This window comes from Paenibacillus sabinae T27 (genome assembly GCF_000612505.1).
GTDB lineage: Bacteria > Bacillota > Bacilli > Paenibacillales > Paenibacillaceae > Paenibacillus_AQ > Paenibacillus_AQ sabinae.
Genome location: NZ_CP004078.1, coordinates 582128 through 599666, shown reverse-complemented (window position 1 = coordinate 599666; position 17539 = coordinate 582128). Strand labels below are relative to the sequence as shown.

At 54.4% G+C, this 17539-nt stretch carries 15 protein-coding genes; 4 read left to right on the top strand and 11 right to left on the bottom strand.

The window, feature by feature from the left end; all coding sequences use genetic code 11:
- Window positions 1-88: 88 nt before the first annotated feature.
- Window positions 89-913: an alpha/beta hydrolase family protein gene (locus PSAB_RS02805; RefSeq protein WP_025333077.1), complete on the top strand. Its 825-nt coding sequence runs from the start codon at window positions 89-91 to the stop codon at window positions 911-913.
- Between the two features lie 90 nt (window positions 914-1003).
- On the opposite strand, the gene nadE is transcribed toward PSAB_RS02805, so the two are convergent.
- From nadE to PSAB_RS02790, 3 genes are all read right to left on the bottom strand, one after another.
- A complete protein-coding gene (gene nadE / locus PSAB_RS02800) occupies window positions 1004-1810 on the bottom strand; it encodes an ammonia-dependent NAD(+) synthetase (RefSeq protein ID WP_025333076.1) in 807 nt (268 codons plus the stop codon).
- A gap of 101 nt (window positions 1811-1911) precedes the next feature.
- Window positions 1912-2346, bottom strand: coding sequence for a BrxA/BrxB family bacilliredoxin (locus tag PSAB_RS02795; RefSeq protein ID WP_025333075.1), 435 nt, complete (start codon window positions 2344-2346; stop codon window positions 1912-1914).
- Between the two features lie 168 nt (window positions 2347-2514).
- Window positions 2515-4242 carry a two-component system sensor histidine kinase NtrB gene (locus PSAB_RS02790; protein WP_025333074.1) on the bottom strand — a complete coding sequence of 576 codons (1728 nt, stop codon included), beginning with the start codon at window positions 4240-4242 and terminating at the stop codon, window positions 2515-2517.
- 166 nt (window positions 4243-4408) lie between these two features.
- Between PSAB_RS02790 and PSAB_RS02785 the strand changes: the two genes are divergently transcribed.
- A complete protein-coding gene (locus tag PSAB_RS02785) occupies window positions 4409-5674 on the top strand; it encodes a BaiN/RdsA family NAD(P)/FAD-dependent oxidoreductase (RefSeq protein WP_025333073.1) in 1266 nt (421 codons plus the stop codon).
- A 139-nt stretch (window positions 5675-5813) separates the two neighbouring features.
- On the opposite strand, the gene PSAB_RS02780 is transcribed toward PSAB_RS02785, so the two are convergent.
- From PSAB_RS02780 to PSAB_RS02770, 3 genes are all read right to left on the bottom strand, one after another.
- The gene (locus tag PSAB_RS02780) at window positions 5814-7076 is read right to left on the bottom strand and encodes an ABC transporter permease (protein WP_025333072.1); all 1263 of its coding nucleotides are present in this window, start codon (window positions 7074-7076) and stop codon (window positions 5814-5816) included.
- A gap of 20 nt (window positions 7077-7096) precedes the next feature.
- Entirely contained in the window at window positions 7097-7840 is a 744-nt protein-coding gene (locus PSAB_RS02775) for an ABC transporter ATP-binding protein (protein WP_025333071.1), read from the bottom strand.
- A 101-nt stretch (window positions 7841-7941) separates the two neighbouring features.
- Entirely contained in the window at window positions 7942-9252 is a 1311-nt protein-coding gene (locus tag PSAB_RS02770) for an MFS transporter (protein WP_025333070.1), read from the bottom strand.
- Between the two features lie 319 nt (window positions 9253-9571).
- On the opposite strand from PSAB_RS02770, the gene PSAB_RS02765 reads away from it, so the two are divergent.
- Entirely contained in the window at window positions 9572-10039 is a 468-nt protein-coding gene (locus PSAB_RS02765) for a MarR family winged helix-turn-helix transcriptional regulator (protein WP_025333069.1), read from the top strand.
- A 424-nt stretch (window positions 10040-10463) separates the two neighbouring features.
- Here PSAB_RS02765 and PSAB_RS02760 read toward each other — a convergent pair whose 3' ends face one another.
- Together PSAB_RS02760 and PSAB_RS02755 are read right to left on the bottom strand one after the other, a co-directional pair.
- On the bottom strand, window positions 10464-11024 hold the full coding sequence (locus PSAB_RS02760) for a GNAT family N-acetyltransferase (RefSeq protein ID WP_025333068.1): 561 nt from the start codon (window positions 11022-11024) through the stop codon (window positions 10464-10466).
- A gap of 157 nt (window positions 11025-11181) precedes the next feature.
- The gene (locus PSAB_RS02755) at window positions 11182-11481 is read right to left on the bottom strand and encodes a hypothetical protein (protein WP_025333067.1); all 300 of its coding nucleotides are present in this window, start codon (window positions 11479-11481) and stop codon (window positions 11182-11184) included.
- Window positions 11482-11714: 233 nt separating this feature from the next.
- On the opposite strand from PSAB_RS02755, the gene PSAB_RS02750 reads away from it, so the two are divergent.
- Entirely contained in the window at window positions 11715-12194 is a 480-nt protein-coding gene (locus PSAB_RS02750) for a GAF domain-containing protein (RefSeq protein WP_025333066.1), read from the top strand.
- Between the two features lie 135 nt (window positions 12195-12329).
- Here PSAB_RS02750 and PSAB_RS02745 read toward each other — a convergent pair whose 3' ends face one another.
- The 3 genes from PSAB_RS02745 to PSAB_RS02735 are packed head-to-tail and all read right to left on the bottom strand — an operon-like array spanning window position 12330 to window position 17090.
- On the bottom strand, window positions 12330-14762 hold the full coding sequence (locus PSAB_RS02745; RefSeq protein ID WP_025333065.1) for a glycogen/starch/alpha-glucan phosphorylase: 2433 nt from the start codon (window positions 14760-14762) through the stop codon (window positions 12330-12332).
- Between the two features lie 36 nt (window positions 14763-14798).
- The gene (gene glgD / locus PSAB_RS02740; RefSeq protein ID WP_025333064.1) at window positions 14799-15902 is read right to left on the bottom strand and encodes a glucose-1-phosphate adenylyltransferase subunit GlgD; all 1104 of its coding nucleotides are present in this window, start codon (window positions 15900-15902) and stop codon (window positions 14799-14801) included.
- Between the two features lie 24 nt (window positions 15903-15926).
- On the bottom strand, window positions 15927-17090 hold the full coding sequence (locus PSAB_RS02735) for a glucose-1-phosphate adenylyltransferase (protein ID WP_025333063.1): 1164 nt from the start codon (window positions 17088-17090) through the stop codon (window positions 15927-15929).
- Window positions 17091-17539: the final 449 nt, after the last annotated feature.

Sequence of the window (17539 nt, the reverse complement as noted above, 5' to 3'; positions counted from 1 at the left end):
AAAACCGAGCCGAAGTCCATGCCGCCATAGCGGTGCCTTCGGCACCTGAATGGACCAGCCATTCGCTTACGAGAGGGGACATTTTCTGATGAGTCGAAGCATCAATTTTAAAATACCCGCAGGTGATGACGCCGTTCTGCGCTGTACGCGTTTCCCTTCCCGGGGAGCGGCAGCCAGTCTGATTGTAATCGCACACGGTTATAAAGGCTTCAAGGATTGGGGAATGTTCCCTTATGCCGCGGAATCGCTGAGCGGGAAGCACGAGGTCGTCACCTTCAATTTCTCCCATGGCGGAATCGGCGAGGATCTCCAGAATTTCACCGAGCTCGATAAATTCGCGCGCAATACCTATCATCGTGAGCTCAAAGATCTGGAAGTGCTGCTCTCCTATCTCAGCCAGCATCCGAAGCTTGGCGGACTTCCGCTCTTCCTCCTGGGACACAGCCGGGGCGGAGGCGACTGTCTGCTGTACGCGCTGGACCATCCGGGCGATGCCGCCGGCGTCATCTCCTGGAACGGCGTTACCGATCTGGATCTGTTCACGGAAGAACAGAAACGGGACATGCGTGAAAAAGGCCGCGCCTATGTCCTTAACGGGCGGACAGGCCAGCAAATGCCTCTGGACGCCGTCATTCTGGAGGATTTGGAGCATCAGAAAGAGCGCTACAATATTATTGAACGGATGCGGACGGCGGCATTCCCGGTTGCGCTCATTCAGGGAAGCAATGACGGCGCCCGTCTGCAGAAGGGGTCCGAGAAGCTGATCGCCGTCAGACCGGATATCGACTGGATTCAGATTCCCGAAGGAGACCATACCTTTGGAACGGTCCACCCGTTTGCCGGGCCTACCCCGCAATTGGAACAGGCACTGTTCGCGACCGAGGCCTTTATTGACCGGGTGCTGCAATCCTGAAGTCTTAGCAGGAATACCGCTCTGCGGCGGCCTGCTGCTTTCGGCACTGAACTGCCGCAGCGGTGCGGCTAACCCGGCATATTGTTCATACTAGATGCCGGGGATAGCGCCCCGCTTATGCGCCGTTTCGCGGTAGAATTTCTCCAGCAGCTCCGCCGCTTCGGGCCTTACCGGCTTTCCCTCCAGGTAATCGCTGTTCTCCTCATACGTAACGCCAAGCTCGGCTTCATCCGTCTGCCCGGGCCATAATCCGGCAGTCGGTTCCTTGCCAATGATTTCGGCGGGCACTCCGAGATAAGAGGCCAGCTGGCGCACCTGGCGTTTGTTCAGGGAACGGAGCGGCGCTATATCCACGGCTCCGTCGCCCCATTTGGTGTAAAAGCCGGTAATCGCCTCGGATGCGTGGTCGGTACCAACCACGAGCAGGTTGTTCTCAAAAGAGAGCGCATACTGAATCACCATCCGCGTTCTCGCTTTGACGTTGCCTTTGCCTTTGTGCGTCAAATGGCGGTACTGCCCCATTGCCTTCAGCGCATACTCCGTTTCAAGCGCAATCTCGCCAACGGTATCCTCGATATTCGTCTCCACCGTTATAAGCCCAAACGTCCCGGCCACCGCGTAGCTGTCTCCAATATCCTCCTGCTCCCCGTAAGGCTGGAACACTCCAAGCGTCAAATAATCCCTGCCCCGTTCAGCACTCAGCTCGTCCGTCGCGCGTTTGCACAGACCTGCGGCCACCGCGCTGTCCACGCCCCCGCTTATCGCGATCAGCAGTCCTTTGGCTCCCGATTCCACAATATACGCTTTCAGAAAATCGACTCTCTTCCTTACTTCCGCCTCCGCATCAATCACCGGCTTAACGCCGAGTGCGGCAATGATCTCTTCCTGCAGGCTCACAGCAGCTCAACTCCGTTTCATCATGCTGAAATCCAAAAATAATCCCGCGGCACCGGAATAACCGGCGCCGCGGGATGAAAAGGCAGGCAAAACTCCTCGTTTTATTGACAGTAGCGGTCAAAGACATCCTTCAGCTCTGCCGCGATTTCCATAGCCGAACGGTTCTCTACCCCGTGACGCTCAATAAAATGCACCAGCTCCCCATCCTTCATCAGAGCGATGGAAGGCGAGGAAGGCGGGTAAGGAGCGAAATATTCGCGGGCTTTCGCAGTGGCTTCCTTCTCCTGTCCGGCAAAGACGGTAAAGAGATGATCCGGCTTGATGTCATGCTGCAACGCCTCAGCCACACCGGGACGGCATTGTCCGGCGGCGCATCCGCATACGGAGTTAACGACGACAAGGGAGGTTCCCTTCGCGGTTGGCAGTGCGGCTTCCACTTCCTCCGGAGTTCTCAGCTCTTTAAAGCCAATGCTGGTCAGATCGTCACGCATCGGTTGAATGGAATCCTTCATATATTGGTCAAAAGACATGGACATCGCTTTCGCACTCTCCTCTACACTTAAATAGTTTTGTCTATGAACTTTTTAACAGTTCATTCGTTAACTTTATTATACATTCCTACCCTCCGAAAGCAAGCGGAAGGGCCGCGCAGCTCCGGCTTTTGCTTGCCGCTGGCAGACATCCGGCTTCAAACGGCCGCCCTTCTAAGCTTCGGCGTAGGTTGCTTTCTCCTTAGTTTCGTATGGAAAAGACACTATAAAGACCGTACCGGAACCGGCGCAGGAATCGACGGAGATCGCACCGCCGTGCCGCTCGACAATGCTGAGGCATAACGGAAGGCCCAGCCCGGTCCCCTGGTCTTTGGTGGTAAAGAAAGGAACGAACATTTTCTCCAGCTCCGTCTCCGACATTCCGCTTCCCGTATCTCTTACCAGCAGTTCAACCTTTCCCGACTCACAGCGGGTTTCCAGCGTCAGCACGCCCTTCGCCTCCATCGCCTCCATGGCATTGCGTCCCAGGTTCAGCACCAGCTGCTTGATCTCCTTAACATTGAGACGCAGAACCGGCAGGGAGTCGCACAGCTTGAGCTCGACAATTTGCCCGCGAAGATTCGCATCGGCCCACAGCAGCGGCGCCAGCTCTTCGATCACATCGTGAAGGTTGCTGTCCTCTTTGCTGGAAATACCGCTCTGCGCAAGTGACAGAAAGTCAGTGATAATGCTGTTGGCCCGGTCCAGCTCATCCATGACAATCTGGTAATAAGAATCCATATCCGGTGTGCTCTTCTCTCTCATCAATTGGAGGAAGCCGCGCACCACCGCCATCGGATTGCGAATTTCGTGGGTAATTCCCGCCGCCATCTGGCCGACCAGCGTCAAGCGCTCGACATGATCCAGTTCGCTTCGAATCATCTCTTCCTCCGTCACGTCTTGAATGACGAGAACCATCCCTCCGATCTGGCCGGGCTCTTGCGGAACCAGGGGAGCTGCAAGAATATGCAGGACTCTCCCTAAGCAATTGACCTTCTCCATGAACCTTTGCTTAAGCACAATAATTTCCAGTAGGCGGTCCAGTTCCTTATCCTCGTTAAGTTTCAGCTTATGTATCAGGTCGAATACGGGAAGAAACAGAACATCGCTCCTTTTTATATTCGGCAGCCGGGTTTGCAATTTCTTCATCATCGTATCGTTGATGCTGGTAATCTTGTAATTGTCGTCAATGGAAAAGATACTTAAGGGCACCATATTGGTAATCTGCTGAAGATTATCGGTTTCCCATCTGAATCTCTCGGACATATGGGCTATGCGTTCCTCGACTTCAAGCTTGTCCAGAGCCGATTCCAGCCAATAAATCATGAAGCCTCCGAACAGGAATCTGAAGAACAGCATGCACAAAATGAGTGCGATTTCATTTGGTCGAAGTACAGAGTAGCTCTTGCCGTCGAGCAGAGGCGTAAGCACTCTGAACAGCGTGCACGAGGCCAGCAGGCCCCACATAATCGAAATTTTCTCCAGATCCGTTCCTTGCTTGAATCGTTTGGCCAGACTGAATACGAGCGGAAATATTAAAATATTCGAATCGAGCAGAATATGGAGCGGTGTGAACGGATAGTGAAACACAATGGTGCACGCCAGCAGCAGCACCCCGAGAAAAATACGGGAGCGCAAGCTTCCATACAGCATACCGATAAACGCCGGAACCACAGCCCAGTTCAGATTGATAATCCCGAACAGGCTGCCGGACAGCACAGAGCAGAGTATAAGGCTAAGCGCACAGCACAACGCTAGGAAAGTGTGGTCATCCGGAAATTTAAGATTTCTGCGCGCGGGATGGCTTTGATTCAGTCTCCATTGAAACAACAGCAAAAAAGATGAGGCAGCGGCAATTTGCAGTATGATATCTTTTATCGCGGTTGTAATTGTAATCACCATCCATCCGGGCCCGGTTAATTTTATGTGCAGACTTAGATTAAAGCAATTGGTGCAATCTGACAATGAAAGAATACCTTTATGGGCTGGACTGGCCCGTGCAGGGGCGGTAATGGTATGATGAGACCTGAATCAACGCAGCCCTGCCATATGCAAAAGGAGCCATATCATGAGTGAATTCGATGTTATCGTCATCGGCGGCGGACCCTCCGGTCTGATGGCAAGCGTTGCCGCAGCGGAGCATGGGGCGTCCGTGCTGCTAATCGACAAGGGAACCAAGCTCGGACGCAAGCTGGGCATCTCCGGCGGCGGCCGCTGCAATGTGACGAATATGAAGGAAACAGCTGAGCTGATCGCCAATATACCGGGCAATGGACGTTTTCTGTACAGCGCGCTCGGCCAATTCGACAATCGTTCCATCGTCGCCTTTTTTGAAAATTTGGGCATTAAGTTAAAGGAAGAAGATAACGGCCGAATGTTTCCCGTTTCCGATAAAGCTTCCAGTGTCGTCTCCGCGTTGGTCGGCAGAGTCAAGAGCCTCGGCGTTCAGGTTATTACGGACAGTCCGGTCCGGGAAGTGATATATGGGAAGGACTGCGTTCACGGCGTTCTGCTGGCTTCGGGGAAAAAGCTCACCGCCCGGGCGGTTATTATCGCGACAGGAGGCAAATCGGTCCCGCATACCGGCTCCACCGGCGATGGATATGCATGGGCCCAAGCAGCGGGGCATTCGGTAACGGAGCTGTACCCGACGGAGGTACCGATTGTATCGCGTGAGGACTGGGTCAGGTCCGGCGAGCTGCAGGGGCTCTCTCTGCGCGATGTATCGCTTACCGTCTGGAATGAAAAGGGCAAAAAGCTGATCTCCCACAGGGGCGACATGATTTTTACCCACTTCGGGCTGTCCGGTCCGGTTGCGCTGCGCTGCAGCCAGTTTCTGCGGCAGGTTCAGCGCAGGACAGGACAACCGGCGGTGGAGCTGTCTATCGATCTGTTCCCGGACCTCAGTCCAAATGAAATGGAAGCAGAGCTGCGGAACAAGCTGGAAGCAGAGTCTAAAAAGGCCGTCCGCAACGCGCTTAAGGGGCTGCTGCCGGAACGGCTCATTCCGCTTCTGCTGTCCAAGGCGGGAATTGATGGCGATCTTACCGTGCCTCATCTCTCCAAAAGCAATCTTGCGGCGCTCGCCGCCCTGATGAAGCGCATGCCGGTTACTGTTCACGGTACCCGTCCTTTGGAGGAAGCGTTTGTTACGGGGGGCGGCGTTCATTTGAAGGAAATCGATCCCGGAACCATGCAGTCAAAGCTGATGCCGGGTCTGTATTTCTGCGGCGAAATCCTGGATATACACGGATATACGGGCGGTTATAACATCACTGCGGCTTTCTCAACGGGATATACAGCCGGGATGCATGCCGCACGGCCGGAAGCCTGAAGGCGGTAATCCTTAATTTTAAAAGTAATTCCCACTTACCCGGTAAAATCCGGGATGAAACAAAATATTTTGTAAAATTAAACCAGCGTGAACAGACGATGCCCTCGTCGTTCACGCTGGTGCGTTTATTCATTTCGATTCATCTGGCCAGGCGAAAAGCGGTAAATACCCTTGCCGCCATAATACCGATCACCGCTCCGGCTGGGATGAACACCGCCAGCCCCCACCAGCCGTACAGCGGAATCGCTGCAGCCGCCGAGCACAGCAGAGAGAACGGAAGCAGGAGAATGGGAACCGCCCGGCTCCCCGCGTCGGCTTTCCGTTCTTTGGCAAACGGGAGCAGCGCAATAAACTCTTCACTGGAAAAAACCTTCCAGTACGAGACCAGCCAGGAGGCCATCAATAATACCAGCACAATGCAGACGGCCCATTTCAGCATTCCCGGCACGATCAGAATGGCTATAGCGCCCACCCCGGTAAACTGAAGATACAGCTTGAAATGTCCCGGATTGCGCACAAACGCCTTGATTGACGCATCGGCCAGCCTGCTTTCGGGAGTGACGGATCGCAGCAGCGGCCGGGATTTACGGAAGATCCACGGTTTATGCCGGGTCGGACGAGGCTTGTCAATGACGCCTCTCAGCAGTAGTCCGGCGATCTTCATCCGCTGCTTGAAGTCCTCTCGCACATCGCCAAGGAACGTGCCGTGCAGCCTCAGTCTTGCCCGCAGCGCGGCTGCCGCGACCACCGCGTACCCGGCAGCCGCAAGCAGCAGCAGCGCCGGATGAACGCTCCAGGCCGCGGCGGCGCGGATGAACAGCCCGCACGGCAGCCATGAGGCAAGCAGCATCCACAGCCATCTGCGCCAGCCCTGCTTCTGTACTCTTACCATGTGCGCGAGCAGCTTGACGCATGTCCCGCAGCACAGGCTCAGGGCCAGCAGCGCTCCCGTGTCCGCTCCGCTTAGCCCGTAGGCCCGGACGAGAAAAGGCAGCAGAATCAGAAAACCTGCCGTAATTTTCAGGGCCGTAACCGCCAAGCTGTACTCTATTCCGCCCCGTATTACCGTACGCAGCCACTCCTTGCGCTGACGAAGGAACAGCAGGTCTCCTTCATGCAGCAGCAGCAGGATGCCGCCCTGCATAAGTAAGGCAAGCAGCGCCGGCAGGAGGGCATAAGGCAGGAGCATAGTCCACTTCGGAAGCGGCTCATTCCAGAAGCCGTAATAGTACCTTCCGCCCAGCAGCGCCCCCGGAATTATGAGGTACAGAAACACCGTCCAGTCCGCGGCGGTGCGAATGATGCCCCATTGTTCCTTCCAGTGGCGGGCCAGCCGCCTTTGCAGCAGCCGCCTTGGAGAAGGAGTATCATAGCCTGCTTGGTTCTCCATCATTGTGTTCATGGCAAGCTTTCCCTCCCCTATCATGCCAGCGCGTCGAAGCAGTCGAACAGCGAAGCTTCCGGCAGTCCCGCCGCCGCGCGGATGTGCTCAAGCGTCCCTGATGCCGCCACCTTTCCGGCAGATACGAGCACAAAGGAGTCGCAAATCTTTTCCGCCGTATCCAGCACATGCGTCGACATCAGCACACCGGCTCCGCGCCGCCGCTCCGTCTCCAGCAGCTTCAGAAAGTCCTTGGTCGCGCGTGGATCGAGGCCAATGAATGGCTCGTCCACAATATAAAGATCAGGCTGGGCAAGGAAGCCGAGCATCAGCATCATTTTCTGCTTCATCCCTTTGGAGAAACCCGCTGGCAGATCGTCGCGCACATGCTCCATGCCGAACTGACGGAGCAGACGCTCCGCCGCCTCCTTGAATTGCCCATATTCCAGCCCGTAGGCGGCAGCCGACAGGTCCAGATGCTCCCACAGCGTCAAATCCTCGTAGAAGACCGGCTGCTCCGGTACATAGGCGCAAGAACCGCCGTCCAAGCCGCCGATCTCCACCTTGGCCTTAGCATGCTTCAGCAAGCCGAGCAGAGTCTTGATCGTCGTGCTTTTGCCGGCTCCGTTCGGACCGATCAATCCAAGCAGTTGACCGCGACGGACGGTGAACGAAATATCCGCGATACGAATATCACCTTCCTCGTACCCCGCTTCGGCTATGGCAACGTCCAGTACAATATCCGGCTGCTCCCGTCCCGTTTCTTTATCTTCCAACTGTTCCATCTCCCAGTAATGTATAAATAATAAAGGTCAACGCCGCATTCCCGCGTTGGACACTAATACACATATTACCACTTGATCACAGCTTTTGCAGCAACTCCTGATTAGTACGCAACCGCATTCTCTTCGGCGGTTCCGGCGCCGGCCGCTTGATCCCTGCGGTCGATATAGCCCCGGAGCGTCAGCATCACCGCGCCCAGCAGCAGGGTAAGCAATCCGGAGACGATAAAGGCGGCTACCGGTCCCGACGCCGTAACAAGCGCCCCGCCGGCCACCGGACCCAAGATGACGGAAGCGCTGGCCAGACTGTTTACGGTCCCGAAGACCCGGCCGGTATAAGCCGCGGGAGTTCGCTTCTGCAGCATGGACTGAAACGGGATGAAGACAAGCCCAGCCCCTGCTCCCGCCAGCAGAAAGGCGGAGAATAAAAGAATATAAATCACCGCTCCCGGCTTGCCGTAAGCAGTCGCCACGGCCGCTCCGGTGAATACCGCTCCCATCAATACGGCGCCAAGGCCCATGAAGAGAAGCGGAGGCCGCGAGCCGCCCATACGTCCCACCAGAAGCGCCGCCACCAGCGTGCCGATCCCGCCGGCCCCTATGCACCAGCCCAGCAAATCGCCGCTGACGCCGGGAATAACCCGAAACAGCGTCACAAGCTGCGAATCGGCGATATTCAGCACAAGCAGCACAGCTACGAGCATAAGAATGCCGCTCAGCACGGCGGGCATACCGGCAATGACCTTAAGACCTGCGGCTATATCGCGGCGAAAGGACGGCCGGCTTCCGGAGTGTCCCTCCGTCCGAGCCTGAGAATCCGCTCTCCGTCCCTTTGGCAGGAAGACCAGAATCGCAGCGGATACGAGGAACGTCACAGCATCAATCAGGTAACAGGCGTTGATGCCGAACATCGCCACAAGCAGACCTCCCAGGGCAGGGCCAAGTATCTTCGTAATCTGCTCCACGGAGGAGCTGATACTAACCGCGGCGTCCATTTGGGAAGCGGGAACCAGCTCTTTAAGCTTGCCGCTTTTGGCCGGCGAGAAGATGACATCCATTGTTCCTTTGAGCAGCAGCAGGATATAGACTTGAGCCAGCGAACCGGCGAAGATGAGCGAGGCGACGATAACTGCGCGGACCACATCCGACACGATCATCAGCGCCTTGCGGTTCAGCCGGTCGGCCGCCACTCCGGCGAATGGCCCGCCTAGCAGCATGGGAGCGGCCATGCACAGCGAGATTGCCGTAATTTCCCACGGCGTGGCGTTCCACTTCAGGCCGACCATCGTCAGCAGCGCGAGCATGTGCAGCCAATCGCCGATATTCGATACGAACTGCGCTGTTAGCAGCAGCGTCAGCGGGCGGCCCAGCTTCAGCTTGCTTTTTGGCCCACTTAGATTGCTCCGTTCTTTCATTGTCTTTCCACTCCTATCGTCCTTTTTGATTATATTTCCATATTAAGGCTGACAGGAGCCATTCAGCATCGGTCCCGGGGTGTACTCGACTCTACACGCACAGGCCGATTCTCTTTTCGGTACAGCGAACGAAAGCATTTTGATTTTTAATTATTAAAAGTTGCTCATTGTGACAAATCACATGTTTTTCTTCAATTTTTTAACGTATTGTATGGATATATACTGGTTCGCTGCACAGGTGACCCGTGCTTTCAGGATGAGATTGTTCAACCCTGCGGGCGGCCCGCACGAAGAATTGAAAAAAAAGGGTGAGAGATGCATGATACAATCCTATGAACGCGATACCCAGCTGACGCTGCACTTGTACCGGGTGTTCGCCAAGTCGTTCAAGAGTATCAATGAACATGCCGTAATCGGAAGCAAAATCGAAGGGTTCAATCCGACGGCCTTTGCCGTTATGGAAGTGCTCTACTATAAAGGACCGCAGCCGATCCAGCAGATCGGCGCCAAACTGCTGCTCCAAAGCGGAAACGTTACTTACGTCATCGACAAGCTTGAAGAGCGCGGCTATTTGCAGCGCAAGCCATGCCCGACCGACCGACGCGTTATTTTTGCGGAGCTGACGCCCGAGGGCGAGCGCCTGATGAACGATATGTACCCGAAATATTCGGAACGCATCCATCTCGCCTTCAGCGGTCTGAATGACGAGGAGAAGGAGCAGATGATCGTTCTGCTGAAAAAGATGGGGCTCCAGGCTGAGAAGCTGTCTCCGCTTCCGCGGAAATAATCTTCGGCTGTCCATTCCCACCGGCTAACCGCAAATAAAAGCGGCTGCAGCCCCCTTTGAAAGGGCGGCTCAGCCGCTTTTTTGCTTGAAATCATGCTTTACATTTGCTCCTACAGCTATACAGGAAATCAGCGTCCAGTCCGTCCATTCCAGGGAGACATTTCATGAAAAATGTCTTTTAAAAGGTGGACATCGGAGCATAAGGGACGCTCTGAAAGCAGACATCCATATGTTGATGATTGGCTGTCATTCACCCCAATATATGGACAAAAATAAGAAATTCGGACTTGCTCGCCTCGTGTGTGCCGATTTTGCAGAGTGTCCACACTTTGAAAGACACTTTTTACAAATTGTCCGCGTCAGGTGTACATCGAGCGATTGGGGGAAGTATGCGGCAAGTTCGTATATCCATCCTTCTCTCTGGTTACAGTTCTTGCCATTCCCTGCGCAGGAGCGTATACAAGTCCACGTCCTGGTAACCCGACGGGGTATGGCGATATTCGCGCAGCGTCCCTTCGCGGCGAAAGCCGAGAGAAGCCAGCAGCCGGGCCGACCGGAGGTTGGCCGGATGGCACTGGGCCTCGATGCGGTTGAGCCCCATCTCCTCGAAGCCGTAGCCGAGGGCCAGTGTCAGCGCTTCGCGCATGTAGCCCCGGCCCCAGAAGGCGGGCGACAGCTCGAAGCCTACCTCGCCCCGGAAGGCCCCCGCTAGCTGCCAGCTGTTATAGCCGCAGCTTCCAATCACTTCCCCGCTAGGCAGCGTGATGCTCCAGCGCAGGCTCTCCTCCTCGCGCTCCATCACAAGGAGCAGCCGGATCAACTCCTCCGCTTCCGCCTTTGAGGCGAGCGGCTTGATTCCGAGCCAGACGGCCGCTTCCGGGTACGACCAGCAGGGAAGCAGCGCTTTGGCGTCTTCCTGTCTCAAAGCCCGCAGCGTCAGCCTGTGGCCGGTCAATACCGGCGCCGTTCCGCTATGCTCCTTCATCCCCTCGCCCCCTTCTGAACCCGTCCATTATATCCTATTTCCAAAATCAACAAAAATAACGTCAGTAATGAAAGGCACCCTCACCTTTCATTACTGACGCTATTATTATCATAATGTCCACTCCGCCATCGTCCGGGCAGCGCCCGCTTCCTTGGCTTCAGCCTGTCATTCCCGCAGCCTTCACCGGCTCCAGAACCTCGCCGCACACCAATTCCAGCTTGGCCAGAATTTCCTTGAACTCCTCAATTCCTGTCCCCGTAATGCTGTACTCCTCGCCGTGGGCTGTCAGAAAATTGTCCTGCGTCAAACGCTCCAGTTCATGCTTAACCTCCCGCTCGCCTATACGGTACCCGTAATTCTCCAGCTCATTCTGCATATCGGCTACCGTCAGGTCCCGCTCACGGGCGTAATAAAGCATGTGGATCCCTATGAACATATTCTGTACATCGGCTCGCATGTTTCACTCCTTCCGGCCTATAAGCCTTCCATTATTTATGAATTCATTACCCTTAGGGCAGCAGCGGGAAACACACATTGATCAGGAAACGAGCCGTATTTTGATAAACTAAAAACTTAAATTTTGACAATCCTGCGCCAAAGCTTGACGGCGGCTTCATCACTGTACTATGTTGATAGTTACAACAGTTTACTTATTCAAGACTGACTTCATATACAGAAAGGTGATGCTCCATGTTTCAGGCAATGCCTTATGACGGAACGCGCAGCGAACGGTTTGAAGCCGTGCTGGCTCAGCTTGGGGCCTTGATGAAAGACGAACCGAACCCGATCGCGAATTTGGCCAACGCCGCGGCGCTGCTCAAGTTCTCGCTTACGGATACGAACTGGGCCGGCTTCTACCTGTATGACGGGAATGAACTTGTGCTCGGTCCGTTTCAGGGAATGCCGGCCTGCATCCGCATCCCGATCGGCCGCGGAGTATGCGGCACGGCGGCGAACGAGCGCCGGACGCTCGTCGTGGATGATGTGCACGCCTTTCCGGGACATATCGCCTGCGACGCCGCATCCAACAGCGAGATTGTCGTCCCGCTGATTAAGGACGGCCAGCTGCTCGGCGTGCTTGATGTCGACAGTCCGCTCAAGCACCGGTTCAGCGACGAGGAACGCCGGTTTCTGGAACGCTTTGCGGCCATGGTCTCCGAGGTTCTCTGACCTCTTTGCATCCGCCAGCCGCACCGTATTTCTTAATAATTCCCTCATACGCCAAAAAATAACGGCTGCGCCCCGATTCGGGGCGCAGCCGTTTGCCGTTATCCTTCATTTCGTTATGTTCTTCCACCAAATCGTTTACAGCGGTACCTGCCGGATGTTCCAGATTTCGGAGGCGTAGCGGCTGATCGTATTGTCGCTGGAGAATTTGCCGGAGTGGCCGATATTGATGATGGATTTCTTCAGCCATCCGCTGCGGTTGCGATAGGCGCGGTCGATTTCCACATGCGTCTCGACGTAGCTCGGAAAATCCTTCAGCACGAAAAATTCATCGTTATTGTCGAGCAGCGAATGGTAAATATGCTCGAAATCCTGATGGTAGCAGCAGATTGGCCCCGGTGTAATGAGCTGATCCAGCACTTCCTTCACCCGGCTGTCGCTATTGTACATGCCGCGCGCATTGTACCCGCCGTACTGGTAATAATCCATGACCTGCTCGGCGCGCAGGCCGAACAGGAACATATTCTCGTTGCCGATCATTTCGTTCATCTCGACATTGGCTCCGTCCATCGTCCCGATGGTCAGCGCGCCGTTCATCATGAACTTCATATTACCGGTGCCCGACGCTTCCTTACTCGCCGTCGAGATCTGTTCGCTGACATCGGCTGCCGGGATGATCTTCTCCGCCAGCGACACCGAATAGTTCTCCAGAAAGAAGATACGGATCTTGCCGTTGACGTCGGAATCCCTATTGACGATGTCGGCCACGGTATTGATCAGCTTGATGATCCGCTTCGCCAAGTGATAGCTTGGAGCGGCTTTGGCGGCGAAGATAAACGTGCGCGGCACGATATCGATCCCCGGACTCGCCTTGATCTGATTGTAAAGATGCATGATATGCAGAATATTAAGCAGCTGGCGCTTGTAGGCATGCAGCCGCTTGACCTGCACATCGAAGATGGAATCAGGGTCGACCGTGACATTATGCCGGCTCTTGATGTATTCCGCCAGACGAAGCTTGTTCTTCCGCTTGATCTCGGCTATCTTTTGCTGGAACGAGGAATCCTCGCAGTATTTGATTAGGCCAATCATTTCCTGCGGATGGGTCATCCAGCGCGTGCCGATCGCATCGGTGATTAAACCGGCCAAGTCCCGGTTGGCATGCATCAGCCACCGCCGATGGGTAATGCCGTTGGTCTTGTTGTTGAACCGGTGCGGGTACATTTCGTCGAACAGTCTCATTTCCCGTTTGCGCAAAATATCCGTATGCAGCGCGGCCACGCCGTTTACGCTGTGGCTGCCGACAATGGCCAGATGCGCCATCCGGACCTGATCGTCATAAATAATCGCCATTTGCGAAATCCGGTTTTGGTCGCCCGGATAGCGTCTCATCAGCTCGGCGCAGAACCTTGTGTTAATCTCGTCGATGATGAGATAGACCCGGGGCACCAATTCGCGGACCATGTTCACCGGCCACTTCTCCAGCGCTTCGCTAAGAATCGTATGGTTCGTATAGGAAACCATTCGGGTCGTTATATTCCAGGCCTCATCCCATTCCAGGCCCCTGTCATCCATCAGAATCCGCATCAACTCCGGAATGACGAGCGTGGGATGCGTATCGTTGATGTGCAGTGCCACCTTGTTAGGAAGCTCGGACAGAGGAAGCCCCAGCTTTCCGAAGGTTCGCAGTATACTTTGCAGACCGGCGCTGCACAGGAAATACTGCTGTTTCAGACGCAGCAGCTTGCCCTCATACTCGGAATCGTCCGGGTACAGAAATTCGGAGATGGATTCCACGGAGCGTTTATACTCAAGGAATTTATGGTAGTCCGTGCCCGGCTCCAGGCCCAAGGCGCTGTCCGGCCGAAGAATCGACTCGGCGCTCCAGTTGCGCAGCGTATTAACATGCCGCCGGTCGGCGCCGATAATCGGCACATCGTACGGCACCGCTCGCACAGCCTCGTAATCCTTGTGCCGGAACACGAGCTTGTCGCCCACCTTGTCGATATCGACGCGTCCCCAGAACCGGACCTCCACACTCTTGTCTTCCCGCCGGACTTCCCATACATTATCCTTTTGCAGCCAATAATCGGGCAGCTCCACTTGGTAACCGTCCACAATCTTCTGCTCGAACAGGCCGTATTTGTAACGGATGCCGCAGCCGTGTCCCGCATACTGCAGGGAAGCCAGCGAATCGAGAAAACAGGCTGCAAGCCTTCCCAGGCCGCCATTGCCCAGACCCGCGTCAGCCTCCTCCTCCTCGACATCCTGCAGGGAAAAGCCCAGCTCCGAAAGCCCGTCCCGCACCATCTCCAAAACGCCCATATTCAGCAGATTATTCCCCAGCAGTCGGCCGATCAGAAATTCCATCGAGAAATAGTAGACCTGCTTTTCCCTGCCGGCCTTGTATTTCAGATTAGTATTCGCCCAGTTCTTTCCCGTCTGTGCCCGAACCATACTCCCCAGGATATGGTAAACATCGGCAATTGAGGCTTCTTCCAGCGGCTTGCCCAGCTTCCCGACCAAATCATCGACAAATGCTTCCTTGAACGCTTCTTTATCGGTAAACAACAAGCAGGTTCCTCCTGACACTGATGTATTGCGACCCTACATTTTGCTGCTCTTGGCAATGACAAACGGACGCTTGCTGTCGCCGACTAGAATCCGCTCCCGACTCAGCTGCACGTCTTTGTCCAAAATGACGTTCTCAATGACGGCATTCTCTTCGATAATGCATTTCTGCATGACGACGGAGTTCACAACCCTTGCCCCTTTGCGGATTTGAACGCCCCGAAAAATAACGCTGTTCTCCACCGTGCCCGCGATGATGCAGCCGTTCGCCACCAGCGAATTGCTAACATTGGCGCTTTCGAGATAGTGGGTCGGGGCTTCGTACTTGATTTTGGTCTGAACCAGATTGTCCCGGAACAAGTCGGTGTATTCCTCTTGGTTTAGCAGTTCCATGCTGTTCTTGTAATAACTGGACAGGGAGTTAATGACAGCGTGATAACCTGTATATTCAAAAGCGGCTATCTTGAGCTTATCCCGTCTCTTCTGGATCGCATCCCGGAAGAAGAAGCTTTCTCCGTGGGCGATGCAGTATTCCACTTGTTCGAGGAACAGCTCTTTTTCCATGATAAACATATCCAGATAGATGTTCGGATGATTCTTCTCGTGATGAATATTCGTCACATTGCCTTCGCCATCCACCTCAAGGCGCAGGCAGGGATCATGCTCCGGCTCGAGCTGGTCGATTTTTTTGTAGACCAGCGTGACGTCGGCGCCTTTTTGCAGATGATAGCTGTACAGCTCCTGAAAGTCAATCGTATTGATATGCTGGCTTCCGGAATGCACAATGTACTTGGCCGACGCCCGTTTGAAGAAGTCCAGATTATTGTGAAAATGCTGCAGGTCCCCAAGAGACGTGTCCGTCGGGTCGTTCCAGTCGGGAGGCAAAATAAACAGGCCGCCGTGCTTGCGGTTCATATCCCATGATTTTCCGTCGCCCAGATGGTCCATCAGGGAGCGGTACTTACGGCGGACGAACAGCCCCACGCTCTCCAGTTCGGCGCGCATCATATTGGAGAGAACAAAATCAATCAGACGATAGCGGCTGGCAAAAGGTACGGCTGCGCCGCAGCGGAAATAGGTTAGTTCGTTTAAATTGTCCAATTCATGATCCAGATTGATTACTCCCATGAGCTGTTTCATCAGATTCACCGTCCTCTATTATGATTAAATGGTCTTGGCCGGAACCGATTTGCGCTTCTTGCTGCGGTTGTCGATGAGCAGGATTTCATCCTCGTTCTCCCGGTCCGTGCCGATTTCCAAATAATCTTCGATCACCGTGTTTTCGTTGATAATGGCTTTGTGGATGCGCACATTTTTGCCAATTTTAACCTTGGGCATGATGACGGAATCCGTGATGACGCTGCCCTCGCCTACCTCGACGGCGTAAAAGAGCACGGAATGCTTCACTTCCCCGCGAACAATGCAGCCCTCGTTGATGATGGAGCCCGACACTTTCGCTCCCGGCGCCACATACTGCGCGGGTTGGTTCGGATTGCGGGTATATATTCTCCAGGACGGGTCATTCAGGTTAAGCGGCGGGTTGTCGCTCAGCAGATCCATATTGGCTTCCCAGAGACTGTTCACGGTGCCGACATCTCTCCAGTACCCTTCGAACGGATAGGCGTACATCGACTTGCCTTTGGATAGCAATGCCGGAATGATGTCTTTGCCGAAATCGTGGGAAGAAAGCGCATCCTCCCCATCCTCCAGCAGAGCGCGGCGCAGAACTTCCCATTTGAAAATATAGACCCCCATCGAAGCCAGCGTGCTCTTGGGCTTTGCGGGTTTTTCCTCGAATTCGTAAATTTTCAGGTTCTCTTCCGTGTTAAGTATGCCGAATCGGCTGGCGTCCTCGATGGGAACGTCAATGACCGAAATGGTGCAGTCGGCTTTCTTTTCCTTATGGTATTCAAGCATGGCGTTATAATTCATTTTGTATATATGGTCACCCGACAGAATGAGCACATGCTCAGGGTCGAATTGATCGACAAATTTAAGGTTCCGGTAAATCGCATCAGCCGTTCCCCGGTACCAGCTGCTGCCGTCTTCGCGTTCATGCGGTGGCAGTACGAACACCCCGCCGTTCTTGCGGTTGAGATCCCAGTCGCTGCCGATGCCGATGTAGGAGCTCAGCACCAGGGGTTCGTATTGAGTCAATACGCCAACCGTATCAATCCCCGAATTTGTGCAGTTACTAAGGGGAAAATCGATGATCCGGTAGGTGCCCCCAAAATAGACCGCGGGTTTGGCAATAGACTTGGTCAAGCCCTTCAATCGTTTGCCTTGACCACCTGCCAGAAGCATGGCTACCATTTCTTTTTTCTTCATTTGGAAGAGCCTCCTTGACTTGGGGTAGTAAAGCTTCTTCAATAAATGGGATAAAATGATTGGTGCGAAGCAAAGACAGCGCTGAAAAGAGTTCCTATTGCATTTTACTGGATGACGGGCCGTTTTGAACCGGTGATTCAGAACTTTTTGAGAAGAAAGGCAGTTTAAAAAAGTCTTGCAAACGGGGAAGGCTGGAATGGATTGGATCGGCCGGACCAAACGGGGATGAATGGGTTTCCGACCCTAAATCCTATATAATAAGTTTTCGATACCCATCGTCAAAACCCTTTCCTGAATAAAAAAAAGTTCACGTTTTCGGCTTGCCGTCATCGCATGAGCAATCGCCGTCCTCCTTTGTTTGTAATCGCTTCCTAAGGCACCATAATACGCCTGTCCGCCATGACGGAGAAGAGGAGCGATATTTTCTCCCTATACTTTAGATTAACCAA